A 24,607-nucleotide genomic window follows, 5' to 3' on the forward strand; every position below is an offset into this window, starting at 1 on the left:
AAATGAGACTCAAGCGTGACATCGATGTCGACAACTCCGGCACACCGGCCCCGCGCGACGATGAAGCACGTCGCCGCGCTCGCAGGCGTCGGGGTCAAGACGGTGTCCCGCGTGATCAACGACGAGCCGAACGTGACCGAGGCCACCGCGGAACGGGTGTGGAACGCGGTTCGCGAACTCGACTACCAGCTCGACCTGCAGGCGGGGAGTCTGCGCCGCGCCGATGGGCGCACCCGCACCCTGGGGCTCCTGGTGGGGAGCGTGGACAACCCGTTCGCCGGCGCCATCCATCGGGCCGTCGAAGACATCGCATCCGCCCGCGGCGTCGCCGTCTTCGCCTCGAGCATGGATGACGATGCCGGTCGGGAATCGGAGGCCGTGCGAGCGTTCCTCCAGCGCCGCGTCGACGGACTGATCCTCACCACGGCCAGTGATCACCCCGAGTATCTGCCCCTGCTCCGCGAGCGCGGCCTGCCCGTCGTCTACGTCGACCGCGAGCCGGTGGAGCCCGAGGTCGACAGCGTCGCCAGCGACAACCGCGCGGGGGCGGCTGCCGCGACGGCGCACCTGCTCGCGCACGGGCATCGGCGCATCGCGCTGCTCACCGACCGGCTCGACCTCATCACCGCCCGCGAGCGTCGGCAGGGCTACTTCGATGCCCTGGCCGAGACCGGCGTGCCGGTGGCGGAGGAACTGATCGTCACGGGCCTGCGCGATGCGGAGGATGCGCAGGCCGCGCTCGCCGATCTCCTCGCGTCGGACGCCCCGCCCACCGCGGTCTTCAGCGCACAGAACCTCATCACGATCGGAGCTGTGCACGCGCTCCGCGCCGCCGGTCTCTCCCGGTCGACCGCCCTCGTCGGCTTCGACGACGTCGCGCTCGCCGACCTCATGGATCCGGGGGTGACCGTGGTCGCGCAAGACCCGCAGCGCATGGGAACTCTGGCGGCGGAGAGGCTCTTCGCGCTCCTCGGTGACGACGACGACGCCCCGGCGAAGACCGTCGTCCCGGTCGCGCTGATCCCGCGAGGAAGCGGCGAGATCGCTCCGCAGTCGACCTCCTGATCGCTGTTGCGCTTCTCGGCGGCGACCCCCTAAGCTCCTGCATCAACGGTTGACATCGATGTCAATCCCCTGATCGCACGAAGGAGAGCGAACCGTTGCCTGAACCCAGACGTCCGCGTCGGACGCAGTCCCGCATGCCCGGAAGCATCATCATCGGCGGGGCGGTGAGCGCGATGCTGGCACTCGGCTGCGTGCTCCCCGCAGCGGCCGCCGAACCTCAGCCGGGGGATGAGCAGTACCGTCCGCTGATCCACTTCTCGCCCGAGAAGAACTGGATGAACGACCCGAACGGCATGATCTACGTCGACGGCACGTATCACCTCTTCTTCCAGCACAACCCGGCCGGAACGCGGTGGGGGAACATGAGCTGGGGGCACGCCACCTCGTCGGATCTGCTGCACTGGGAGGAGCAGCCGCTGGCGATCGGGCAGACGTTCGATGAGGACGGCGACTCCATCGAGGACATCTTCTCGGGGTCGATCGTCGTCGACGAGGACAACTCGGCCGGCTTCGGTCCGGCCGGGTCGAAGCCGCTCGTCGCGATCTACACCTCCGCGTACACGGCCAAGCACCCGGAGCACGCGGGGCTCCAGGCCCAGTCGCTCGCGTACAGCCTCGACGACGGACAGACCTGGACCAAGTACGACGGCAACCCCGTGCTGGATCGGAACTCGGCGAACTTCCGCGACCCGAAGGTGTTCTGGTACGACGGGCCGGCCGGTTCGTACTGGGTCATGACGACGGTCGAAGCACTCGAGCACAAGGTGGTCCTGTACAAGAGCACCGACCTCAAGTCGTGGGAGCACCTGTCCGACTTCGGACCCGCGAACTCGACGGCCGGAATCTGGGAATGCCCCGACCTGTTCGAGCTGCCGGTCGACGGCGACCCGGAGAACACCAAGTGGGTCATGGTGGTCAATCTCAACCCCGGTGCGGTCAACGGTGGAAGCGGAGGGCAGTACTTCGTCGGCGAGTTCGACGGCGTGACCTTCACCTCCGAGACCACCGACGGTCCGGGGGAGCTGCCGGCGGGCACGACGTTCGCGGGCTTCGACGACGGCGACTACGACGGCTGGACCGCGTCCAACGAGCCCGGGAACTGGGCGAACGGGCCGTGGGGAAGTGTGCCGGCGACGGGCGCGCTGGAGGGGCAGAGTCCGGTCACGGGATTCGTCGGGGAGGGGCTCGCCAACAGCTTCCTCGACCACGATTGGGCGATCGGCACCCTGGAATCACCCGAGTTCACCGTCGAGGACGACTACATCAACCTGCTCGTCGGCGGGGGCAAGCATCCGCACGTCCCGGGTGGCCAGATCGGCAATGAGCCACCCGAGGGGCGCACGATCTTCGACTTCGAGCTGCCCGAAGGGGAGACGCTGCAGAGCACGGGCTGGGAGCTCACGGGCGACTTCGCCGTCGATCCGGCGCGGAACCCCGCGACCCAGGGCGGGGAGTACTACCTGGGCGAGAAGCGCGTGAACACGTTCGAGGGCGGCCCCAGCGGCGACGCGAACGTCGGCACGATGACCTCGCCGGCCTTCACGATCGACGGCGACTACGCCTCGTTCCTGATCGGCGGTGGCCGCCGGGACGACGGAACGCTCCAGGCGGAGCTGGTCGTCGACGGCGAGGCGGTGCGCACCGCGACCGGACGCGACGGCGGCGAGCTCGACTGGGTCTCCTGGGACGTGTCCGACTTCGACGGTCGCGACGCGCAGCTGCGCATCCGCGACGAGGCCACCGGCGGGTGGGGGCATCTGACCTTCGACCAGCTCGTGATCGGCGACGAGGAGTCGAGGAAGCGGTCGAACGAGACGAGCGTGAACCTGATCGTCGACGGCGACGTGGTGCGCAGCGCCACCGGCTCGAACAGCGAGAACCTCGACTGGGCGTCGTGGGACGTCGAGGAGTTCCGGGGCACGCAGGCGACGATCCGCGCGGTCGACAACAACCGGCAGGGGTGGGGGCACATCCTGTTCGACCAGGTGACCTTCTCGGACGCGCCGGTCCCGACCGCGCTCGAGGGATACGACTGGCTCGACTGGGGACGCGACTACTACGCCGCGGTGTCGTACTTCGGCACGCCGTCGGGATCCCGGATCATGCAGGGCTGGATGAACAACTGGGACTACGCCGGTGACATCCCGACCTCGACGTGGCGCGGCTCGATGAGCCTGCCGCGAGAGGTCGTGCTGACCGACACGGCAGACGGGCCGCGGCTGCGCCAGCAGGTGGTCTCGCAGATCGACGGGCAGCTCGACACGAAGGCGGCCGAGACCCTCAGCGATGTCGCGGTCGATGGTGACACGGCACTCGGGCTGGCCGCCGAGGTGGCGAAGCTCGACGTGACGCTGCGCCCGGGCGATGCGGATGCGGCGGGGATCACGGTGTTCTCCGACGGGAAGAAGGGAACGCAGATCGGCTACGACACCCGATCCGGCAGGCTCTTCGTCGACCGGACGAACTCCGGCAACGTCGGCTTCCACCCGTCGTTCGCGTCGATCTCCGACGCTCCACTCCCGCTCGATGACGACGGCACGGTCACGCTCGAGATCTACCTGGATCGGGCGTCCGTCGAGCTGTTCACGGGCGACGGGATGCTGTCGATCACCGATCAGGTGTTCCCCGAGGAGGGAGCCACGGACGTCTCCGCCTGGTCTCGCGGGGGCGCGGCCACCATCGAGGACATCACGGTCACCCCGCTCACGCCCACCATGTGGCAGGTGCCCGATCCCGTGGATGAGGCGGCGATCACGCTCAGCAGCAAGACGGTGAAGGCCGGTGGCACGGTCGCCGTCTCGGGTACCGGGTTCGCGCCCGGGGCCGGTGTGAAGCTCGAGCTGAGGTCGGACCCGGTCTCGCTCGGGGCGGCGACGGCCGACGGGAACGGAGACTTCCGTCAGCAGGTGACGATTCCCGCGGCCGTGCCGGTCGGGGCGCACACGCTCGTGGTGCTGCGAGCGGACGGCACCGAGCTGTCGGCGCCGCTGACGGTCACCGCGCGAGACGGCGGGGGAACCGGCGGCGGGACCGGTGGCGGGACCGGCGGCGGTGCGGTCGTGGACCCGGACGGCGGCGGCAGCGGATTGCCGGGCGGTCTGGCGAACACCGGTGCCGAGCCGTGGATGCTGCTGGCGGCGGGCGTCCTGACCGTCCTCACCGGTGCGGCACTTCTGCGGCATCGCCGCCGGAGTCGTCTCCGCTGACGCCGTGTCGGCGTGTGGGGCGTAGTGAATCTGCGTCCCACACGCCGCCGGCCTGCGGCGCTCCGGTCAGGTGCCCGAGCAGAGGATGAGCGTGGAGCTGACGCTGGCGCCTGTCTTCGCGCTGGAGCCGCTGTAGCCCGTGGGCAGCGTCGCGACGGCGTTGAGCTGGAAAGCGACACTGATCGACAGCGTCGTGCGGTAGGCGATCGTCGCGCCCGCGGGGAGTTCGGCGGTGAGGGTGATCAGTCTGCTCGTGCCGGAGAGGACCGCGATGTTGGCGGTGCCCCCGGTGGCGCCGAAGGCTCCGATGTTCGCGATACCGGAGCCGACGATGGTGACGGTGGTGCCGACGGGTAAAGGGGCGGTCGGTCCGGCTTGAAGCGTGAACCCCGGTCCGAGGACTCCCAGCACGCCGCAGTTGCCGCGGAGGGCGAAGGCGCCCACATCGGTGAACGACGCAGCCGCGAGCGGGGTCGCCACGGCTGCGGCGATGATCGGGACGGACCAGGCGGCGCCCTTGACGAGCGTGCGGCGCGAAACGTCCCGGTTCTTCGTGTTCTCGTCGGTCACGCGCATCAACGTAGAAGTGTGATGACGGCCGTCGGCGGCGAGGGGGCGAAGTCGGCGCACCGCGCGCGAATCCTGCGCGGAATGAGCGATCTCGCGGGCGCCGAGGCGGGGAGAAGAGGAAGAGTGTCATTCCAAAGCTACCCCGGACTCCGGGCTTGCTGGAGCGATGTTCTTCGGACAGAGAATCTCGCGGACCTTCCGACGCTACGCTGGCGCGCGCGTTCCAAAGCTGCTCCAGACAAACTATTCGGATAAAGGCCAGTTCATATTGCCTACTTCTGGCCGCGAGGCATTGCCCGGTGGTTCTCCAGAGCCGACCTAGTGGGGTGAGTTCCGCATCACGTTCCTGGCGCCCTAATCTTCGCGGCTGTCGCTTGTGACGAGGACGGCCCGTTCGACCCTGAGCATGAGGCTCGTCTGGCCGTCGCGCACCGTGCACGTTCATTAGCAACGCCCCTAAAGATCCGGTTCCGGTCGAGAACTTTAGCTGGTGCGACGACAAGTGGTGAGATGCCTATCAGTCAACTGCGACCGCGCCTACCCTTCCCCCTCTTGCCTGGGTTCAGGCGCTTTGTCGTCCGGCGGGCCGACGGTGGAACTGGACGCCCCATGACCGCTGCGGGGATAAGCCCCATCTCGATAGCGGCGTCGTCGAGTTCCTTGTTCTCTTCGGGAGGGCTGTTGTCGTACCGGACCGAACGAACTTGCTGGTCCTCATCGAAGATGACCATGAGAGCGCGGTCGGATTTGATCTGATGCTTCTTGGTGAAACCGTAGATCGCAAGCCTGCGGTTCGCCTCGTGATCAGACATCCCCTTGGGCTTGGTGCCCATGAACAATGTTGGGTATCCCCAGGCCCCCGCAAAGGTCATCAGCGAGTTGTGGTGGAGCCCATCACTCGCCGTTGTCCTCACGAGGTGCTGCACCATGTCGGCAACGGACTCTTGCCCTTCCTCTGCCAGGTTCAGAAGGTCCGCACTGAAACGGAACCACCCAGGTTTCCGCCCGTCCTGAAGAAAGTTCACGAGATCGTTCACAGTAGGCATCGCCTCGAATACGGGCTTCGGAGCATCCTCAGCGCTTGACCCCTCCTGGTAGTAGACCCATGCATCCAACGGATCCGTGTGCGTCATCACCCGTGTAGGCGTCGCGGACTCTCGGTACCGGCGGCGTTCCTTTCCTGTCGGCCGGGGAACGCCGAGGAACTCCTCGCTCACCCGGTCTGGGTCGGGTTCCACCCACAGGCCCCCGGCGAGGAACAGCATGAACAGGTCGAGCTCATCGATTGCCTTGAACGTCAACGACACCTCCGACTCCGTGCGGCGCCGTAGGTAGAGAAGGAACTCTGCCGGCCGGTCCATCACCTCGGCGATGATCGTGAGGTCGTGAAGCGTGATCAGCCAGGGGAAACGTTCGCTCTTGATGACGTCGGCGCGCACGAGCTCGTCGAGCGCGGTCGATATGGGGCCGAAGTCATCGAGGAACACCGTCACAGACCGAATTTCCCGGATCTCAGACAGGTCCAGCCAGGTGCGATCCTCAAGCCACAGTCCACCATTCGTGCGGATGTGGTCCTCGAGCCGTAGTGCCTGGGCGGTCGCGCTTCCGACCGTGTCACGGAGGTCGGCAGAGAGTCGCTGTACGTTGCCGCGGCGAGCTGCGCTAGAAAGGCTTTTCGCTTTCACCTCCACACAGATCGCGACGTCTTCAACGAGGAACAGCCCGTCCGCTTCAGTCTGCTCAGCGAGGGAGGTGATGTTTTGGGCGTCCGGTCCTAATCGGGCGACGTCGACGGCGGGGTTTGCGCGGAAGTACTTGAGATTCGCGTAGGTCGTACTCGTGCCGAGCAGTGTGGCGAGCCGTTGCAGCGCAAGCTCCTCACTCACCGTGACACGTCGCTTCTCGTACCGCTTGAACTTCGGGGCGGAGCGTTTCAGCGCCTCCTCAGCGACCAAACGGAAGCAGTCGGTGCCGATGGGCTTGCCCGTGGAGATATAGACACCATCCGCATCACGAACGAGGGACGCAGACCGGAAGGGATTGTCTCCGCTTAGGAATTTCCTCACCACGTCGAGAGTGTCGGTCTCCTCGAAAGACAGACTGAACAAGTCCAGGACGGCCTGAGCACGCGCGGGGTCAACGTCCGCAGACGGTGCGATCTCTTCCACACTCAGGGTGGCCCGGCTGCCCGGCAGTTCCATCATGCTCGTCAATGCAATGCGTGCCTCAGCCAGGAACGCAGGGTCCTTCGCTCTCGCGTCCCTCTGCTCGAACATGGCCGCCGTTGCATCACGAAGCGCGAAGAACTTCTCGCCGTGCACCTGAGCGACGGCCTCCCGAACAGCCAGGAAGTCCTCGTAGCTAAAGCCGAGTGCCTCGACCAGCAGGTCGCCAATGTGCTCCGACGCGAACAACGCCGTGTTGATCTCGTCGTGGACATGTAAGTACTGCTTGAACTGCACCGTCAGGTCGTGACTGACATAGGAGGCGGACAGCGCGGTCAGAGGGCCGTACTCATCCCGCTCGCCTGAGTCGAGAAGCGTGAACGACCCCAGGGTGAGCATCTCCGCTGTGCGGTCATGAAGATCGGGGACTAACCCGGCCGGTCGCGTCTTACGGGTGGGAGGTTGGACAGGTGCTCGCTGGCCTCGCGCGAGCAGGATGAGGGCGATGAGCTCGACCGCCGACGGTAGATTGTCTTCCACGCTTTCGCGGTAACCCTCCAGGAACATGGGTAGTTCCCGCATGCGCATCAGTTCGATCACATCGAAAGCGTCCGCGTCCTTCAACAACTCGACGATGTGGCTGACGTGCTCTTCGATGATCCCCGGACCACGTTTGACGTAGTCGCGAGGATCCTCGCCCTCCCCGAGCCGCCCGAGCGTTTCGCCCATCCTCTGGAACGCCGCGGTGAGACCTTCATCGTCGGCGGAGATGATGCGGCCCGCAGGCAGGTTCGGTGATTGTCTCTTTGCCATGTGTTGCCCCCCTAGTCACGGGAACCATAGCGCTGACTGCAGACACGCGCCGATACGCTGACTGGCGGTGCAGGACACCATCGTCGTTCTACCGTCGCGACTACGAACCGCAAGCATCGGCGGCGTGTTCTCGAGCGCCCCGTGGCTACCTTCTGCCAGAGTCGAGAACGGCGTGGCCTGTCGGAAGTCTCACGGGGAACGCCAGCAATGCCGCGACGGAGACTGCGGGCTTGCCTAAAACCATGGGGAGATCGTATGAAGCTGGTCAGAGTCGAAGTAAAGAACTTTCGGTCTATCGGCGACCTAGACGTGGCGCTCGTCGACGGAATGAACTCATTCGTCGGTCCGAACAACTGTGGCAAGTCAAACTTGGTAAGCGCACTGCGAATGGCGCTCGATCCTGACTATCAGTTTGATCCTGCGCGAGATGTGCCCGGGCAGCGGCATTTCGCATACCCCCGCACAACTCTGACCTTCAAGTGCGTGGGCGCGACAAGTCCTGAGCGGACTCTTCTTCGATACCTTAAGGAGTACGAAGAATCGATCCTTGGGGAGGGATCGCTGACGAACTCGGCGTCCAAGGAAGTGCGGCTCGTCGTCGCATATCGGGGGAGCCAGCACAGCGGAATGCAGCGCCAAGAGTACTTTGCGGTCCGAGGTGCTGGTGACCGCCGAGGCGACAGCGCCTTGAACGAGAAGGCGATCAAGCAGTTCCGAAAGCTCGTACGCCTGATCTCCGTCGAGAGCGGTCAGAGTATCGAGGAACTTCTGCTCGGAAAGTTCCGAGAGATTCTTCACGCGGTGCTTCGCGAAGAACTCGGGGACGCCTACGGAGTGTCTGAGGTCGCGAGAACTGACTACCAGAACCGCCTGCAGGACGGCCTGCTTGCGCCGATGCGCGAGCGAGTTCTGAATCTAAGTAAGCGCCTTTTCCCTGAGGTCTCGGACATCACGCTCGTCCCTGCCGTCTCCTCACTTGAAGATACGCTCTCCAACATCCAGATCCGGATGACAGATTCTGTCGAGAGCGAGCTCCGTTCGAAGGGAACAGGTGTGGCTGGAGGCGTGCTGATCGCTCTGCTGCGCTATCTCAGCGATGCTACAAAACAGTCACTGATCTTCGCACTAGAAGAGCCGGAGGCATTCCTTCACCCCGCGGCCCAGCAGGCGCTCCGCGACGATCTAGAAGCACTCGCTGAGCGCGCTGACGTCACGCTCTTCGTCACGTCCCATTCGCCCTACATTGTCTCTCGTTCAGGCCGTGCGCAGGTGGTTGCCTTGGAGAAGGACGGGCATGGTGTCTCCACCGTTGCAGGGATGGCGCTCGGAGACGAAGCCCATGCAGGCGTCCTTTCGGGACTCTTCGTCGACTCAGTAGTGCCTGAACTCCTCGACCGCTATGCGGCAGTTCCCTCCGATGCAACAGCTGTGCTCCTTGTTGAGGGAGAGACAGATAAAGAGTTCTTGAGGTTGGCAGCCAAGCATCTCAAGCTTGAGGCCGAGCTCGAATCTCTTTTCATCATCGCGAACAAGGGAGTCGACTCCGTTGTCGCGCAAGCGGTGCTCTTGAAGGCAGAAGCATCGCAGGCCGTCTGGGCACTGTTCGATTCTGATCTCGATGGGCGGCGCGGGCGAGACCTCATGAGGAAGCGCTTTGGATTCGCGAAGGGGGACGTGCTGGAATACGGCACCTTCGTTCAGGGGGAAGGCGCTGAGAGTGAATGGCTCTTCGAGCCGTCCCTCATGAACCGCTTCGTTGAAGACTCTGGAGAAGACTTCGTACTTAAATCGAAGCAGAAGATCGCCGGGGAGTACCGGTACGACTTCACTCCGCCAGGTAAACAGCTCTTCCCTGAGTGGCTGAGCACAAAGGCAAAGCCATCCGACTTCAGCCGCTGGCGACCGGTTCTGGAAGCACTCGTCAACAAGCTGGAAGCCTCGAAAGTTACGGCAGCGACGGTTGATTAGAGTCGCTCCATAAGCTTCGCGCCCGCGTCAGGTCTTCATGCTCCGTATTGCCTGTCGGCCGCACTGGCGGCCCTCGCAGATCAGTAGAGAGGTCGTTGCCACGGCATGCGACATGTGGGTGTACTCGATCCTGCGCTCCAAAGCGTCGAACGCGAGTCGGTCGGCAGCCGTCACCGGCTCGTAGTCCCCGATCTCGGGCGCGACTGCCTCTGGACACTCGGCCCGGACAGTACTCCCGCCGACGCGGTCACGATGGAGCGGCTAGGAGGGGCCGTCGTCGCGAGAGATCTAGAGGTGGGCGGAAACTTCAGTCTGAAGTGACTCAAGAAAGTCCGGAACAGCTCTGGACGTCACAGGTGGAGGGACTGACGGGAATCGAACCCGCGCTATCTGCTTGGGAAGCAGAAGTTCTACCATTGAACTACAGTCCCGGACCCGCCCGAGAGCAGGTGAGGGCAAGCCTACCTGGCACACGGGCGTTGGCCAAAGTGCGACTCAGCGTCGCGCGTCGACCAGGCGCTGTCGCTGGCTCCCGAGTCCGTCGATGCCGATCTCGACCACGTCGCCGGCGCGCAGGTAGGGGAAGCGTCCGGAGAGCGCGACTCCCTGCGGGGTGCCGGTGTTGATGAGGTCGCCGGGCTCGAGCACGAGGTACTGCGACAGGTGGTGCACGATCTGCGCCACGGTGAAGATCATGTCGGCGGTGTTCGAGTCCTGACGGGCCTCGCCGTTCACCGTCGACCAGAGCCGCAGCGCCTGGGGGTCGACCTCATCGGCGGGGACGAGCACCGGGCCGAGCGGGTTGAAGGTCTCGGCGTTCTTGCCCTTCGACCACTGCCCGCCGGACTGCTCCACCTGGAACGCCCGTTCGGAGACGTCGTGCGAGACGACGTATCCGGCCACGTGTGTGAGCGCCTCCTCCGGGCTCGCGAGGTAGCGGGCGGTGGTGCCGATCACGACGCCGAGCTCGACCTCCCAGTCCACCTTCTCGGCCCCGGGCGGGATCAGCACGTCGTCGAACGGGCCGACTATCGTGTTGGGGTGCTTGTGGAAGAGTATCGGCACCGTGGGCGGGGCGTCGCCGGATTCCGCGGCGTGCGCGGCGTAGTTCTGTCCGATGCACAGCACCGCCATCGGCCGCGCGATCGGCGCACCGACGCGCAGTGCCTCGGCGCCGTCGAGCAGGGGGAGCGTGCCGGCAGTGAGCGCCTCCCGCGTGCGGGTGATCCCGTCGCGGGCGAGGAACGCGCCGTCGATGTCGCCGGTGAGCGGCGTCAGATCGTGGATGCGACCGTCGTGGCGCACGGCCGGTCGTTCGGCGCCGGCCGCGCCGAGTCGGATGAATTCCATGTGTCGTGTCTCCAGGGTCAGTGCGTGTAGGGGCGGTGCTTGTCGATGGCGTCGGAGAGCTCGACGCCGAAGCCGGGAGTCTCGGGCACCTTGAGTCGGCCGTTCACGGGCACGGGCTCGCCCACGAGCATCGGCGAGAACATCGGCACGACCTCCTCGGCAGTCGGGTGCATCATGAGGAACTCCGCGAACGGGCTGTTCGTGCGCGTCACGACGAAGTGGTACGAGTACACCGACGATCCGTGCGGAACGACCATGGTGCCGTGCGCGTCGGCGAGCGCCGAGATCTTCAACAGCTCGGTGATGCCGCCGCACCAGCCCACGTCGGGCTGGATCAGGTCGACGCCGGTCTCGAGCAGCTGCCGGAATCCCCACCGCGTCGCCTCGTGCTCGCCGGTGGTGACGAGCACGGTGGAGGGTGCGCGCTTGCGCAGCTCGGCGTATCCCCAGTAGTCGTCGGGGATGAGCGCCTCCTCGATCCACTTCAGCCCGTGCTCGGCGGCGGCGTGGGCGAGGCGCGTCGCGTACTCGACGTCGAGCGACATCCAGCAGTCCAGCATGAGCCAGAAGTCGTCGCCGACCTTCTCGCGCATATCGGCCAGCTGTGCGATGTTCTTGCGAAGCCCCTCCTCGCCCTCGGCGGGGCCGTGGTGCAGGGGCATCTTGCCGCCGATGAAGCCGAGCTCCTTCGCGCGGTCGGGGCGCGCACCGGTCGCGTAGAACTGCAGCTCGTCGCGGACGGGGCCGCCCAGCAGCTCGAACACGGGCACCTGTCGCACGCGACCGAGCAGGTCGTAGAGCGCGAGATCGACACCGCTGATGGCGTTGAGCACCACACCGCGCCGTCCGTAATAGAGCGTCGACTTGTACATCTGATCCCAGATGCGCTCGATGTCGGTGATCTTGCGGCCCTCGAGGAAGCGTGCCAGGTGCTTCTCTACGATGAACGCGCCGATCTCGCCGGCGGTCGTCACCGAGAAGCCGACCGTGCCGTCGCTCGCCTCGATCTCGACCACGAGGGTGCCGAGCACGTTGATCCCGAAGCTCTGCCGCGACTGCCGGTACTCGGGGTACACGCTCATCGGCGTCGCGATGTGATCGTCGATCCAGTGCTCGGCGCCCTGGTCGTGGTAGTCCGCTCCGCCGCCGCGCACGGTGTACGCGCGGACCTCGCGGATGGTGGGGGTGCCGGTCATCGTGTCTCTTCCTCTCGGTCGAATCGGACAAGGACCTTGCCCGGGGTGCCGTCGCCCGCCGCGAGGGCGGAGAAGGCGGTGTCTGCATCGGCGACGTCGATCTCGCGGCTGATCAGCGTGCGGTAGACGTCGGGTTCGGCGCCGATGATCTCGGTGGCATCGGTGAAGTCGTCGGATCCGTAGGTGAAGCTGCCGATGAGCGATCGCTCCTCGGTGCTCACGAGGAACGCGTCGATGGTCACCTGCGGAGACCCCATCCCGACCAGGCAGATCGGGGCTCCGAGCGTGGTGCTGGTGAACGCGTCCCGCAGCGTCGGGGTGATCCCCACCGCGTCGAGCGCCGCGTCGGCGAGCCCGCCGCCGGCACGGAGCTGGTCCGCGACCGGACCGTCCGCCGGATCGATCGTCTCGGCGCCGAGCCGCCGCACGAGCTCGCGGCGTGCGGCATCCATCTCGCTCACGATGATCGTCGCGGCGCCCGCGTCGCGCAGGGCGATCACGATGGACTGGCCGATCGGACCGCCGCCGATCACGAGCACGCGTCCGAGGCTCCCGGCGGGGAGTCGGCGTACGGCGTGCACCGCCACGGCGAGCGGCTCGATCAGCGCACCCAGTTCGATCGGCAGGCCGTCGGGCAGCGCGACGACATTGCGCGCCGGGACGACGACGTAGTCCGCGAACGCGGCGGGGATCTCCTTCGCCACACCGATCACATGCTTGCCGGGGTGGTGCTGCTCCCGTCCCGCGAACGCTGCGGCATCCTCGGCGGGCACGACGACGGGGTTGAACGTCACCGCCGTGCCGACCGCGAGCTCGTCGACACCGGTGCCGAGCGCGGCGATCGTCCCGCTCGACTCGTGCCCCATCACCTGCCCGGGGAACCGGCGTCCGTTCTCGCCGGTGTAGCCGTGCACGTCGGATCCGCAGATCCCGGTCGCGGCCACCCGGATGAGTGCCTCGCCGGGGCCGGGCTGCGGAATCGGGGCTTCACGGACGTCGAGGCGTCCGATCTCGGTGAGGACGAGCTCGCGCATGGGCGTATGTCTCCTTGATCTGCCGGGCGCGGTCAGCGCTGGCCGGCGGTCGTGGTCGTGGCGAGTCCGACGCCGTCCGTCTCGCGGACAGTGGGGCTGACGACCTTGCTGAGGGCGATGAGGCCGGCGCCGACCAGGGCGATCGCGGCCAGGATGATGAGTCCCGCGCTGTCGCCGAACGTGGCGTCCGCCCAGTTCTTCAGGACCGGCGCGAGGAAGCCGCCGAGGCTGCCGAGCGAGTTGATGAGCGCGATACCGCTCGCGGCCGCCGCTCCCAGCAGGAACGACGTCGGCAGCGTCCAGAACACCGGCTGCACCGAGATGAACCCCGCCGCACCGACGCTGAGCGCGGCCAGGGCGATCAGCGGATCCTGGATGACGGCGGAGAGCACGATGCCGACGCCGGCCGCGGCGAGGGCGCACGTGGCGATCAGGCGGCGCTGACCCGTGCTGTCCGCGAGTCGGGAGAGCACGAAGGTGACGATCAGCGCGAAGGTCCACGGCACGGCCGTCAGCAGGCCGACCTCGAGCCCGACGGGCTTGCCGACGATCGTGGCGATCTGGGTGGGCAGATAGAAGGTCACCCCGTAGACGCTCATCTGGATCGTGAGGTAGATCGCGGCGAAGTACAGCACCACCGGGTTGGCGAGTGCGCGCAGGGCGCCCCGCGGCGAGTGGTTCTCCTTCGCCGAGTCCTCCGCTTCGAGTGCGGCCAGGAGCGTCGAGCGCTCACCCTCGCTCAGCCACTTCGCGTCCTTCGGGCCGTTGTCGAGGTAGAAGAACGCGACGATGCCGATGATCACCGTGAGGATGCCGGTCACCAGGAACATGAGCTGCCAGCCGTGGAGGCCGACCTTGCCGTCGAGGTCGAGCAGCATTCCCGACAGCGGTCCGCCGAAGATGAAGGCGAGCGGTGCGCCGAAGTAGAACAGGCCGTTCACGCGGGCGCGGAACTTGAGCGGGATCCAGTAGGTGAGGAACAGGATGACGCCGGGGAAGAAGCCCGCTTCGGTGATGCCGAGCAGCACGCGCAGGATGTAGAAGATCCACTCGTTGGTGGCGAACATCATGAGCGCGGAGACGATGCCCCAGGAGACCATGATGCGCGCGAGCCAGATCTTGGCCCCGACCTTGCGCATGATCAGGTTCGAGGGCACTTCGAACACCGCGTAGCCGAGGAAGAAGATCCCGGCGCCGAGCGCGTAGGCGGCATCCGAGATCCCGGTGTCGGCCTGCCAGGCGGCCTTCGCGAATCCGAGGTTGGCCCGGTCGAGGAAGGCCAGGATGTACATCAGGAGCAGGATCGGGATCAGCCGGAGCGTGACCTTGCGGACGATCGCGGCGAGTTCGGGCCGCGTGGGGGACTGGGTGGACATCGGTGCATCTCCATTGACGAGGGAATCCAATGCGTTCACGTATGTGAATCTGATGTCTCAGACCTGAACGCGCGATAGTGTGACACACGTTCGCGTCGGACACAATTCATCCATCGGGGGAGACATGACAGACACCGCGCAGGCGCCGAGTGCCGTGAAATCCGCCGGTCGGGCCCTCGAGATCATCGAGCACCTCGCCGCGACCGATGCCCAGACGTTCCCGGAACTCCTCGGGGCGCTGGGGCTGCCGCGCTCGAGCGCGCACGGCCTGCTCCGCACGCTCGTCGACGCCGGCTGGGTGGAACTCGACCCGGTGAGCAAGCGCTATTCGCTGGGTCTCAAGGCCTGGCAGATCGGGCAGCGCTACGACGGGCACCGCCTGCTGCTCGAGGCCGGGCCGGCGCTCATGCGCGCTCTCACCGACGAGACCGGGGAGACCGTGCAGATGGCCCGGCTCGACGGGGTGGAGAACGTCTACATCGCGATCAGCCCGTCGCCGAACCCCATGCGTCTGGCGTCGAACGTGGGGATGCGACTCCACGCGCACGCGACCGGCATCGGCAAGGCGCTGTTGAGCACGCTCGATGACGACGACGTCATGCGCCGCCTGCACCAGGTCGCGATCCCGCGCCTGACGGCCCGCACGATCACCGACCCGGACGACATCCTCACGGTCATCGAGAAGGGGCGGGATGTGGGCTTCTTCGTGGACGACGAGGAGTTCATCGACGGATGCCGCTGTGTGGCGATGCCGCTCACCTGGCCGGAAGAGACGGGCGTTGCCGCCGCGCTGAGCATCACGATGCCGACCAGCCGCACCGACGAGCGGTGGCCGCACTCCATGGTCGAGCCGCTGCGGCGCACGGTCCTTCGCCTCCGCGAGGACATGCATCTCCAGGGGATCAGCATCGGCAACTAGGCTGGGGCCGTGCTTCTCAGTGATCGCGACATCAAGGCAGAACTCGCATCCGGCCGCGTCGGCCTCGAACCGCACGAGCAGGGGATGGTCCAGCCGTCGAGCATCGATGTGCGCCTGGACCGCTACTTCCGGCTGTTCGACAATCACAAGTATCCGTTCATCGATCCGTCGGTCGATCAGCCGGAGCTCACGCGTCTTATCGAGGTCGACCCGGAGGAGCCGTTCATCCTGCACCCCGGCGAGTTCGCGCTCGGTGCCACCTACGAGCAGGTCACCCTGCCGGACGACATCGCCGCCCGCCTCGAGGGCAAGTCGTCGCTGGGGCGCCTCGGACTCATCACGCACTCGACGGCCGGCTTCATCGACCCGGGGTTCACCGGGCACGTGACGCTCGAGCTCGCGAATGTCGCGACCCTGCCGATCAAGCTGTGGCCGGGGATGAAGATCGGGCAGCTCTGCTTCTTCCGCCTCACCTCGCCCGCCGAGAACCCGTACGGCTCCGGTCCCTACGGCAATCGGTACCAGGGGCAGCGCGGACCGACGGCCTCGCGGTCGTTCCAGAACTTCCATCGGACGGATGTCGGCGTGACCGACATCGGAGCAGTCGGAGGCTGACATGACGGACGGCAGCGGCAGCACCCCGGAACAGCCGGTCACCCCCGAGGAGACGGCGGTCCCCGAGGAGGCACTGGCCCCCGAGGAGGCGCTGATCCCGCCCGCTGAAGCCGTCATCCCGCCGCCCCCGCCCGAGATCCCGATCCCCGAGGGCCTGCTCACGCCGCCGCCGTCGGCGGACATCCCCGATGCGGATGTCGTGATCCCGCCGCCTCCGCCGGACACGCTGCGTCGCTCCGACCGGGTACGCCCGACGCCCCGCATCCTCGACGGCGACGCGCCCGCCGCGGTGGCCGAGGACTGGGCGCAGCCGTCGGTCGCGCCCGAGGTCCCGACGTCCGGCGGCTACGGCGGGTTCGTGGCCGTGATCTTCGCGTTCCTGTTCCTGCTGCTCGTCGCCGCGATCGTCGTGATCGTGGTGCTGCTGAACACGGTCGGGCTGCCCTTCGCGGGCGGAGCCGTCGTGCCGCAGTCCGTCCTCGCGCTGCTGGTCTGACGTCGCCTCAGGCCTTCGTCTGCCGCCGACGGAGCGCCGCCGACGCCACGGCGACCACGGTTCCGACCGCGACGCCGATCACGGTCTCGATCGCGCGGTCCTGCAGGAGCACGTCGACCGGTGTGAGCGCGGCGAGGTGAACCATGAGCAGGGCGAGCGGGGTGATGAACACCATCGCGATGCCGTAGTTGCGGCCGACGAACAGCTCGGCGGCCGCCTGCAGCAGCACCACGAGTGCGATGACGGCGAGCGGCGGCAGATCGATCGCAAGGACTCCCGCCGCGACGAGGATGCCGAGCAGGGTGCCGACGAGGCGCTGGATGCCGCGGATCACGCGGGCGTTGAGCTGGGGGCCGCTGACCGCGGCGACCGCACCGACCGCCGCCCAATACCAGTGCGAGTCCATGATCAGGAATCCCGCGAAGCCCGCACCCACGATCGCGACGGCGACGGTTGCGGCCATCTCCCACGCGATCGGTCCCACGGGCTGCCGGGATCGGGGCGGCGCCTCCTGCGTGCCGCGCGTGAACAGGCCGATGATCGCGCTGACGGCGAGGCCGAACAGCACGCTCGCGCCGCCGACCAGGAGCACATCGCCGAAAGAGGCTGCCGTCGCGGGGATGGTGGCGCACGCGCCGACCGCGAACACCGGGAACAGCGGCCCTGGCGGGTGCCAGCGCATCGCGTACGCGAGCAGGGTGACGGCCGAGGCGATGACGGCGAGCACGAGGATGCTGACGGCGGCGGGAGCGGACACGACCGAGAGCGCGGTGCCGATGAGCATCGCGGCGAGCAGGACTCCGCCGGCGCTCGCCTGCATCCGGATGCGGTCGCGGAACACGTCGTGGCGACCGTACAGCGCGGCGAAGGCGCCGAAGCTGGCGTAGATGCTCAGGTCGAGACGCCCCAGCATCCACAGCACGAGGAGGGGCACCGCCACGCTGATCGCGGCCCGGAGAGCCACCCGGTGATCGCCCCGGTGCGGTCCGACGCGCAGGACACCTGTCCACACTCGTCCCTGGGAATCCGCCACCGATCCAGCCTACGTCCGACGGCGACCGGGCCGAAGCCGAGGTGCTACGCGTGCGACGTGCGCAGGAGCGTCAAGCTCCGTTCGAGGACGACGTTCAGCACGCGGGTCGCGGCGTCGGCATCCTCCTCCTCGATACCGAGCCACAGGGGTGCGGTGAGGGCGGCGATCTCCTGACCGATCTCGGCGACCAGGGCGCTGCCCGCGGGAGTGAGCGCAGTGTCGGTGAGGAGCCCGCGGTCGCGCAGAGCGGCGGTGAGCCGGCCGGCATCCGGATCGTGGAGCCGCTCGGCGACGAAGCCGTCGAGGTCGTGGGCGCCGTCGAACTGCGAGGCGAGTCTCAGCGTGACCCACTCGCGTTCGGTGAGGTCGCGGCCGGCGAGGACGCTCTGGAGCAGGGCGTTCAGCGACTTCTCGGTCTGGCCGATGAGTTGAGGACCGAAGGGGATCATGACTTCTCCATATCGTTGGTGGGGATTTCGTTGGTGTGTGAAGTGGGTGATTTCGCTCACGCGCGGCTGAGTACCTCGAACAGGCTCGAGAATCCCTGGTCGCCGTGGCCGTCTGCGATCCGTCGATCCATCAGCCGCTTGACCTCGCGCATGCGCAGGGTGTCGACGCCGAGGGACTCGCGGTGGCTGATCAGGTCGTCCATCAGTGCGGCCTGCACGGTGAGCGAACCGAGGTCGGGCCCGTACTCTCCACTCGCGACGGCGGTGCCGAAGGCCTGCACCAGCGGCACGTAGCCGCCGACCGACCCGGCGACGCGGTCGGCGAACCCCTCGACGTCGGCGCCCTCCGCCTTCACGAGCGCGAACGTGTGCAGCAGGCCGAGGAGGAACTCGTAGCCGACCGCCACCTGGGCCAGGAACTCGACGGCAGCGAGCCCCGCATCCTCGCCGTAGTAGGTGAGGGTGCCGAGGTCTTCCAACACCTCGTGGTGAGCGTCGAAGCCGTCGCGATCGCCGCTGAACGACAACAGGAAGTTCGGCCCACCGACAAGCGACGGGTCTCCCATGATCCCCCCGTCCACGTACGTCGCGCCGCGCGTGCGGGCCCATTCCGCGTTGCTCCGTGCTTGCGCGGGGGAGCCGCTGGTGACGTTCACGATGACTTTTCCCTCCACCGCCGCGTCGAGTGTTCCGACGACCGCATCCACCGCGCCGCTGTCGAGCAGGCAGACGATGACGAGCGGGCTCGCCGCCACGGCATCCGCTGCCGTCGGGGCGACCTCGGCGCCGGCCGCGGCCAGCGGTTCGGCCTTGCTCGCGGAGCGGTTCCAGACGGTCGTGGAGTGACCGCGGTCGAGGAGGGCCTTCGCGATCGCGGAGCCCATCTCGCCGAGGCCGATCACGGTGACCCGGGTTTTCGTTTCCATGGTGAGGTTTCCTTTCGATCAGTCGGACGCCGTAGCGGTGGGCTGCTCGTCGTCGCGGGTGATTCCGATGCCCCAGCTCGCGCCGCGCGCGACGAAGGCGCCGAGAACGGTGACGCCCGCGAACACGAGCATCAGCAGGCGGGCGGCATCCACGACGTCCGGCATCGCGAGGTTGACGAGGACTCCGGCCATCGCCGAGCTGAACGCGCTCGCGATGATGAAGACCGTGTTCACCGCTGCGGCCGCCTTGGCGCCTTCCTCTTCGCCCGACGTGCTGCCGAGCGCGGCCACGGTCAGGTGCGGGAACCCGAGGCCGATGCCGGCGCCGGCGAGGAACAGTGTCGCGAACCAGAGTGCGATCACGACGGTGGAGGGGCCCTCATGCTGGAGCAGACCGTACGCGGCGAGGCCGGCGGCGACGACGACGGGGCCGAGGGTGATGAGCACGCGGCGCGAGCGGATGCCGGTGGCGTTGGCCGTGAACACCTGGGTGATCGACCAGCCGAGGGACAGGGCGGCACCGAGCAGGCCGGCGACGAACGGCATCAGTCCACCGATCTCCTGGCCGAAGAGCGGGATGAACGCCTCGGTGCCGATCGCGAAGGCCAGGACCGCGACCGTGACGTAGACCCAGCCCAGCGAGGAGCCGGGGGCGAACGTGATGCGGGGGAGGATGCCGGTGCGCCCGCGGCGCTCGTGGCGCAGGAACCATGCGCCCAGGACGACGCCCACCACGATGGCGACCCCGGTGCCGAGACCGCTGGGGACGACGCTCGCGATGCCCACCGCGGCGACGCCGCCGGAGAGGAGCACGAGGGACCCCCACGGCACCGATTCGCTCGAGCGGGCTCGGGCGGTCCTCGGCAGGGCGCGCACCACGACGATGCCGATCAGCGCGGAGACGACGGCGAGGCCGACGAACGTCACCCGCCAGGCGTCCAGCTGCGCGAACACGCCGCCCACGACCGGGCCGACGATGTTGCCGACGCCCCACATCGCCGAGACGAGTGCCGCACCGCGCGCCCAGAGCCGCTCGGGAAGGGCGCGCTGGATGAGCGCGTAGCCGAGGCCGGCGAGCAGTCCGCCGCCGAGGCCCTGCACGGCGCGGCCGGAGAGCAGCGCCCACATCCACGGGCTCGCCGCGCACAGCAGTGAGCCGAGCGCGAACAGGCCGAGCGCGAGCAGGTAGGCGCGCACGGCGCCCTGCTGCGTGAGGATCCGGCTCACCATCATCGAGCTGACGACCGATGCCAGGAGGAAGGTCATCATCGTCCACGCGTAGAACTCCGCGCCGCCGATGTCGCCGACGATCGTGGGGAGCAGGCTGGTGGTGAGATACACGTTGCTCGCCTCGAGCAGCACGCCTCCCGCGAGGACCGAGGCGATCGGGGCGTAGCGGCTGCCGAGGAGTTCGCGCCAGCTCCCCGCGGTGGCGGTGCGCTCGGGGGTGTGCGTCATGGGGTGCCCTTCGTGACGTCGGAGCAGGCGGTCATCCGCCCGGTGGCGCCGTTCCTCGGCGACCGATCGTCACGCTAATACCTCGAGTAAACTCGAGGTCAAGAGGGGGGTGCGGATGTCTTTGGAACCCGATGATCTGCTGCCGATCGGCGAGGTCGTCCGCCGCAGCGGCGTGCCGGCGACGGCGTTGCACTTCTACGAGCAGCTCGGCCTCATCGTGTCCACACGCACCGCGGGCAATCAGCGCCGTTACCGGCGGCACATGCTGCGGCGGATCTCACTGATCGTGGTCGCCAAGCGCCTCGGCATCCCCCTCACCGACGTGCACGAGGTGTTCGAGAGCCTGCCGACGGATGAGCCGCCCTCGCAGCACGACTGGCAGCGGGTGGCGAAGCTGTGGCGGGAGCAGCTCGACCTCCGCCGCACGCAGCTCGAGCACCTGCGGCGCGAACTCACCGGATGCATCGGCTGCGGCTGCCTGTCGATGAAGGCGTGCCGTCTGCTGAACCCCGAGGACGCGCTCGGCACCGACGGGCCGGGACCGCGCCGCATCTGACATGCGTGGTCCGCGTGCGCGAGTCTCAGGAGGTCGCTGCTGGCAGGGCTTCCGGTGCGGAGGGCGCGTCTGCTGTCTCGGCGGCCCGCTGCCGACCGGCGTAGAGCGTGCCCCAGCGGGTCAGCTCCGTGAGCAGTTGACCGGAGCTCGCGCCGAGGTCGCTGAGCCGGTACTCGACCTTGGGTGGCACCTCGCGGTACACGGTGCGGGTGATGAGGCCGTCTTCCTCGAGCTCGCGCAGCTGACGGGTGAGCACGCGCGCGGTCGGGTTCTCGAGCAGGCGTCCGAGCTCGCCGAAGCGCAGCACCTCGTGCTCGCCGAGCAGGGTCAGGATGCTGGGCTTCCAGGCGCCACCGAGTACCGCGATCGACACCTCGGCGTCGCAGGTCTCGGTCCAGTCGCGGATGATCCGCTCGGTCTTCTCCCGCACGGCACGGCCCCCTTGGTATCCAAAGTGTCAGTACGTATCAGAAATGACCGTACTTGTGGCTTCTGTCTGTACTTTACAGACTGAGACCGTGACCAACACCCCCACTCTCGACGGCACTCGCTCCTCCCTTCGCCTCTGGTTCGCGATGGTCCCCCTCCTCCTCGGGGTGCTCATCGGCGCCCTCGCGATCAGCAGCGTCTCGACCGCCCTTCCCGCGATCCGCGGCGAGCTGGACCTGACCGACACCGAGGGCCTCTGGCTCGTCGACGTATACGCGCTGTCGTTGGCCGCGACGCTGATCGTCGCCGCGCGGATCGGTGATGCGTTCGGGCGCAAGACCATCATCCTGATCGGCCTGGCCGGGTTCGCCGTCCTCAACGTGATCGGCGGGCTCGCCAGCAGCGGCCTGCTGCTCATCGTCGTGCGGGCGCTGCTCGGTGTCGCCGAGGCCTTCGTCATCGCGGGCGTGGTCGCGACGATCGGCGCCAAGTTCCAGGCGCGCGAACGCGTGCTCGCCTACGGCCTGTGGACGGCGACCTTCGGCACGGGCAGCGCGCTCGGGCCCGTGCTCGGCGGAGTGCTGGCCGAGGGTCCTGGATGGCGCTGGCTGCTGCTCGGCAGTGTTCCGCTCGCGGTGGTCGCCGCGGCGCTGGCTCTGTGGCTCGTGCCCGACTCGCGCAGCTCGCAGCGCCCGTCCTGGGACCTCCCCAGCATCCTGTCGTCGATCGTCGCGCTCGGTGCGCTCGTCTTCGCGCTGCATGAGGCCCTCGCGGCGCCGATGTCGGCGGTGGTCGCCGCGGTGATCGCGATCCTGAGCCTGGTGTTCTTCGTGCGCCGGCAGCGACGACTCCGTGATCCGCTCATCGACATGCGGCTGTTCCGGGTGTCGGGATTCAGCCCCGCGATCATCCGCATCATCGTGAGCAGTGGAGTGTCGTCGGCCTCGGTGCTCCTGGTGAGCCTGCATCTGCAGGACTCGCGCGGGCAGAGCGCGGCCGAGGCGGGCATCGCCCTGCTGCCGCAGGCGGTGGCGATCGCGATCGGCGGTGTCGTGGCGCCCGTGGCGCTGCGCTGGCTGTCGGCGAACGCCCTCACCGTCCTGGCGCTGATGCTGCAGGCCGTCGGGCACGTCTGGCTCGCACTCGACCCCGCGATCGTGGCGATCCCGCTCGTGCTCGTCGGGCTCGGGTTCGGCGTCGGCGCGACGCTCGCCGCGACGGCGCTGTTCGAGGTGACGACCGAGGATCAGGCCGGCCAGGTCGGCGCGATCCAGGAGGTGGGGTTCGCGCTCGGCGGCGGGCTCGGCATCGCGGTGTTCGGCACCATCGCCGCCGTGCTGGTGACGGGCGGTTTCGTGGCGGCGGTGCTCGTGGCGGCCGTCGTGGTCACAGCTGCTGCGCTGGTGCCGCTGGCACGCCGCGGCGTGCGTTGATCTGCCGCTGACAGCGAGAAACGCCCCACCCGGTTGTCGGGTGGGGCGCTTCGTGATGGGTGACGGCAGGTCAGGCGTCGCGACCGCGGGTGAAGCCCGCGTCGAAGCCGCGCTCGAAGGCGTGCTGAGCGATGCGCTCGGCACGGTGCGGACCGTGTCCGCGGTGGCCGTGGTGTCCGTGGCCCCGGTCGTCGTGACCGTGGTCGCCGTGCCCGGGGTGTCCGTGCCCGCGGCCGTGACCGTGGTGTCCGGCAACTGCTTCGCCGTGGCGGCAGCCGTGCTCAGCGTCCCGATCCGGACCGAAGCCGTGCTCCGCATCCGGACCGGGGCCGTGCGCGGAGCCGTGGCCGAAGCCGCGGCCGAACGGACGCCCGAAGCCGCGCGGGAATCCGCGTCCGTGGCGGGGACCGCCGAAACCGTGCCGACGGCCGCGGGGAAGAGGGGTCTCCTCGTCCCATCCGAAGGCGCGAGCGATCTTCTCGAGCGAAGCGAGCGTGGTGGCCATCTCCTCGTCGGAGACGGCGCTCGACACCTTCGCGCGGATGCCGTCGACGATGGTGCCGAGGCGATCCTTCGCCGCACGGCCCTCGTCGGTGAGCGTCCAGCCGTCGCCCTCGGGGGCGACCCAGCCGCGCTCGACGAGTCGGTGCAGCTTGTGCTCGTTCAGCGGGCGGTCCGTCGTGACGGTGCCGTCGACGATGTTGAGGATCCGCCAGTCGCGGCGGCTGGCGTGCTCGCCGTCGAAGGCGGCGGCGAACTCGGCCGCCATCAGGCGGTCGGCGGCCTTCAGCCAGTAGCCGAAGGGGCGGGTGGTGTTCTCGGGGTTCTGTGATTCAGAGGTGTTCATGGGAAGTCCTTAGTTGTCAGTGTGCATGTGAATGTCACAGTGCATGTACATGTAGTGTGACATGGAGTCCCAATGCATGTCAAGTCGCATGTAAAATCGAACGGTGACCACCGAACCGCACGACCCCGCCGCGCAGGATCCCGCCGAAGCCATCGCGCAGGCGCTGTCCCGACTGCGCGGGCGTCGCCCCGGCGACCGGGGCCCCGGCGGTCGTGGCCCGTCCGAGCGCGGTCGGGGTCACGGCGGCCCGCACGGCTGGCACGGCGGTCCGCATGACGACGACGCTCGCGACCACTTCGACCACCACCGCGGACACCCCGGCATGCCGCCCTGGATGGCCGACCCGTCGGGACGTCTCGGCGGACCCGCTCGCATGCGCCTGCTCGAGGCGCTGGCGGCGGCATCCGCTCCGCTCAGCGTCAGCGATCTCGGCATCGCGATCGGCGTCGATCAGCCGCGCGCCTCACGGCTCGTGCAACAGGCCGTCGATCACGGCTTCGTGCGCCGCGAGGCCGATCCCGACGATGCGCGACGCACCCGTATCGCCCTCACCGACGAGGGTCGCAGGCTCGCCCGCGGCATGCGCGGGGAGCGTCGCGAGATGCTCACGACCGCGCTCGCTTCCTTCACCGACGACGAGCGGGTCGAGCTCGCCCGGCTGCTGAACAAGCTCGCCGACAACTGGCAGCGCTGAACCGGCTGC

At 67.9% G+C, this 24,607-nt stretch carries 21 protein-coding genes and 1 tRNA gene; 9 read left to right on the forward strand and 13 right to left on the reverse strand.

The window, feature by feature from the left end:
• Positions 1-24 precede the first annotated feature (24 nt).
• Both ACIOTO_RS08755 and ACIOTO_RS08760 read left to right on the forward strand, forming a co-directional pair.
• Positions 25-1,065, forward strand: a complete 1,041-nt coding sequence (locus ACIOTO_RS08755) for a LacI family DNA-binding transcriptional regulator (RefSeq protein ID WP_400857466.1) — start codon at positions 25-27, stop codon at positions 1,063-1,065.
• Positions 1,066-1,199: 134 nt separating this feature from the next.
• Positions 1,200-4,271 (forward strand): GH32 C-terminal domain-containing protein, encoded by a 3,072-nt coding sequence (locus ACIOTO_RS08760; RefSeq protein ID WP_400857467.1) that lies wholly within the window; start codon positions 1,200-1,202, stop codon positions 4,269-4,271.
• A 66-nt stretch (positions 4,272-4,337) separates the two neighbouring features.
• Here ACIOTO_RS08760 and ACIOTO_RS08765 read toward each other — a convergent pair whose 3' ends face one another.
• Together ACIOTO_RS08765 and ACIOTO_RS08770 are read right to left on the reverse strand one after the other, a co-directional pair.
• Positions 4,338-4,841 (reverse strand): hypothetical protein, encoded by a 504-nt coding sequence (locus ACIOTO_RS08765; RefSeq protein WP_400857469.1) that lies wholly within the window; start codon positions 4,839-4,841, stop codon positions 4,338-4,340.
• A 521-nt stretch (positions 4,842-5,362) separates the two neighbouring features.
• Positions 5,363-7,819, reverse strand: coding sequence for a hypothetical protein (locus tag ACIOTO_RS08770; RefSeq protein WP_400857470.1), 2,457 nt, complete (start codon positions 7,817-7,819; stop codon positions 5,363-5,365).
• A gap of 255 nt (positions 7,820-8,074) precedes the next feature.
• Here ACIOTO_RS08770 and ACIOTO_RS08775 point away from each other — a divergent pair, with 255 nt between their 5' ends.
• Positions 8,075-9,787 carry an ATP-dependent nuclease gene (locus ACIOTO_RS08775; RefSeq protein ID WP_400857471.1) on the forward strand — a complete coding sequence of 571 codons (1,713 nt, stop codon included), beginning with the start codon at positions 8,075-8,077 and terminating at the stop codon, positions 9,785-9,787.
• A gap of 357 nt (positions 9,788-10,144) precedes the next feature.
• Here ACIOTO_RS08775 and ACIOTO_RS08780 read toward each other — a convergent pair.
• The 5 genes from ACIOTO_RS08780 to ACIOTO_RS08800 all read right to left on the reverse strand — a co-directional run bounded on the left by ACIOTO_RS08780 (position 10,145) and on the right by ACIOTO_RS08800 (position 14,743).
• Positions 10,145-10,218, reverse strand: a tRNA-Gly gene (locus ACIOTO_RS08780).
• 64 nt (positions 10,219-10,282) lie between these two features.
• Positions 10,283-11,137: a fumarylacetoacetate hydrolase family protein gene (locus tag ACIOTO_RS08785; RefSeq protein ID WP_400857472.1), complete on the reverse strand. Its 855-nt coding sequence runs from the start codon at positions 11,135-11,137 to the stop codon at positions 10,283-10,285.
• A 17-nt stretch (positions 11,138-11,154) separates the two neighbouring features.
• The gene (gene rhmD, locus ACIOTO_RS08790) at positions 11,155-12,333 is read right to left on the reverse strand and encodes an L-rhamnonate dehydratase (protein ID WP_029264453.1); all 1,179 of its coding nucleotides are present in this window, start codon (positions 12,331-12,333) and stop codon (positions 11,155-11,157) included.
• Entirely contained in the window at positions 12,330-13,367 is a 1,038-nt protein-coding gene (locus tag ACIOTO_RS08795) for a zinc-binding dehydrogenase (RefSeq protein WP_400857473.1), read from the reverse strand. The genes rhmD and ACIOTO_RS08795 overlap by 4 nt, the downstream gene beginning before the upstream one ends.
• Before the next feature lie 32 nt (positions 13,368-13,399).
• Positions 13,400-14,743, reverse strand: a complete 1,344-nt coding sequence (locus tag ACIOTO_RS08800) for an MFS transporter (protein ID WP_105711520.1) — start codon at positions 14,741-14,743, stop codon at positions 13,400-13,402.
• 124 nt (positions 14,744-14,867) lie between these two features.
• On the opposite strand from ACIOTO_RS08800, the gene ACIOTO_RS08805 reads away from it, so the two are divergent.
• The 3 genes from ACIOTO_RS08805 to ACIOTO_RS08815 are packed head-to-tail and all read left to right on the forward strand — an operon-like array spanning position 14,868 to position 16,773.
• The gene (locus tag ACIOTO_RS08805; RefSeq protein ID WP_051662621.1) at positions 14,868-15,662 is read left to right on the forward strand and encodes an IclR family transcriptional regulator; all 795 of its coding nucleotides are present in this window, start codon (positions 14,868-14,870) and stop codon (positions 15,660-15,662) included.
• Positions 15,663-15,671: 9 nt separating this feature from the next.
• Complete coding sequence (dcd, locus tag ACIOTO_RS08810; protein WP_091031994.1) at positions 15,672-16,277, forward strand: dCTP deaminase; 606 nt, start codon at positions 15,672-15,674, stop codon at positions 16,275-16,277.
• A 1-nt stretch (position 16,278) separates the two neighbouring features.
• Positions 16,279-16,773 carry a hypothetical protein gene (locus ACIOTO_RS08815; protein WP_400857474.1) on the forward strand — a complete coding sequence of 165 codons (495 nt, stop codon included), beginning with the start codon at positions 16,279-16,281 and terminating at the stop codon, positions 16,771-16,773.
• 7 nt (positions 16,774-16,780) lie between these two features.
• On the opposite strand, the gene ACIOTO_RS08820 is transcribed toward ACIOTO_RS08815, so the two are convergent.
• The 4 genes from ACIOTO_RS08820 to ACIOTO_RS08835 are packed head-to-tail and all read right to left on the reverse strand — an operon-like array spanning position 16,781 to position 20,639.
• Complete coding sequence (locus ACIOTO_RS08820; RefSeq protein ID WP_400857476.1) at positions 16,781-17,806, reverse strand: FUSC family protein; 1,026 nt, start codon at positions 17,804-17,806, stop codon at positions 16,781-16,783.
• Positions 17,807-17,850: 44 nt separating this feature from the next.
• Positions 17,851-18,255: a hypothetical protein gene (locus ACIOTO_RS08825; protein WP_400857477.1), complete on the reverse strand. Its 405-nt coding sequence runs from the start codon at positions 18,253-18,255 to the stop codon at positions 17,851-17,853.
• 56 nt (positions 18,256-18,311) lie between these two features.
• Entirely contained in the window at positions 18,312-19,181 is an 870-nt protein-coding gene (locus ACIOTO_RS08830; protein ID WP_400857478.1) for an NAD(P)-dependent oxidoreductase, read from the reverse strand.
• A gap of 18 nt (positions 19,182-19,199) precedes the next feature.
• Positions 19,200-20,639: an MFS transporter gene (locus tag ACIOTO_RS08835; protein ID WP_400857479.1), complete on the reverse strand. Its 1,440-nt coding sequence runs from the start codon at positions 20,637-20,639 to the stop codon at positions 19,200-19,202.
• A 115-nt stretch (positions 20,640-20,754) separates the two neighbouring features.
• Between ACIOTO_RS08835 and soxR the strand changes: the two genes are divergently transcribed.
• Positions 20,755-21,195 (forward strand): redox-sensitive transcriptional activator SoxR, encoded by a 441-nt coding sequence (soxR, locus tag ACIOTO_RS08840; protein WP_091031975.1) that lies wholly within the window; start codon positions 20,755-20,757, stop codon positions 21,193-21,195.
• Positions 21,196-21,220: 25 nt separating this feature from the next.
• Here the strand turns inward: soxR and ACIOTO_RS08845 are convergent, their stop codons facing one another.
• Positions 21,221-21,625, reverse strand: a complete 405-nt coding sequence (locus ACIOTO_RS08845) for a helix-turn-helix domain-containing protein (protein ID WP_029264465.1) — start codon at positions 21,623-21,625, stop codon at positions 21,221-21,223.
• A gap of 88 nt (positions 21,626-21,713) precedes the next feature.
• Here ACIOTO_RS08845 and ACIOTO_RS08850 point away from each other — a divergent pair, with 88 nt between their 5' ends.
• Positions 21,714-23,057 carry an MFS transporter gene (locus tag ACIOTO_RS08850; RefSeq protein WP_400857480.1) on the forward strand — a complete coding sequence of 448 codons (1,344 nt, stop codon included), beginning with the start codon at positions 21,714-21,716 and terminating at the stop codon, positions 23,055-23,057.
• Positions 23,058-23,127: 70 nt separating this feature from the next.
• Here ACIOTO_RS08850 and ACIOTO_RS08855 read toward each other — a convergent pair whose 3' ends face one another.
• Positions 23,128-23,904, reverse strand: a complete 777-nt coding sequence (locus tag ACIOTO_RS08855) for a hypothetical protein (protein ID WP_400857481.1) — start codon at positions 23,902-23,904, stop codon at positions 23,128-23,130.
• A gap of 103 nt (positions 23,905-24,007) precedes the next feature.
• On the opposite strand from ACIOTO_RS08855, the gene ACIOTO_RS08860 reads away from it, so the two are divergent.
• Positions 24,008-24,598: a MarR family winged helix-turn-helix transcriptional regulator gene (locus tag ACIOTO_RS08860; protein ID WP_258134220.1), complete on the forward strand. Its 591-nt coding sequence runs from the start codon at positions 24,008-24,010 to the stop codon at positions 24,596-24,598.
• The last annotated feature ends 9 nt before the right edge of the window (positions 24,599-24,607 follow it).

The organism is Microbacterium sp. NPDC087592, from assembly GCF_044743585.1.
In the GTDB taxonomy this organism is placed as follows: Bacteria; Actinomycetota; Actinomycetes; order Actinomycetales; family Microbacteriaceae; genus Microbacterium.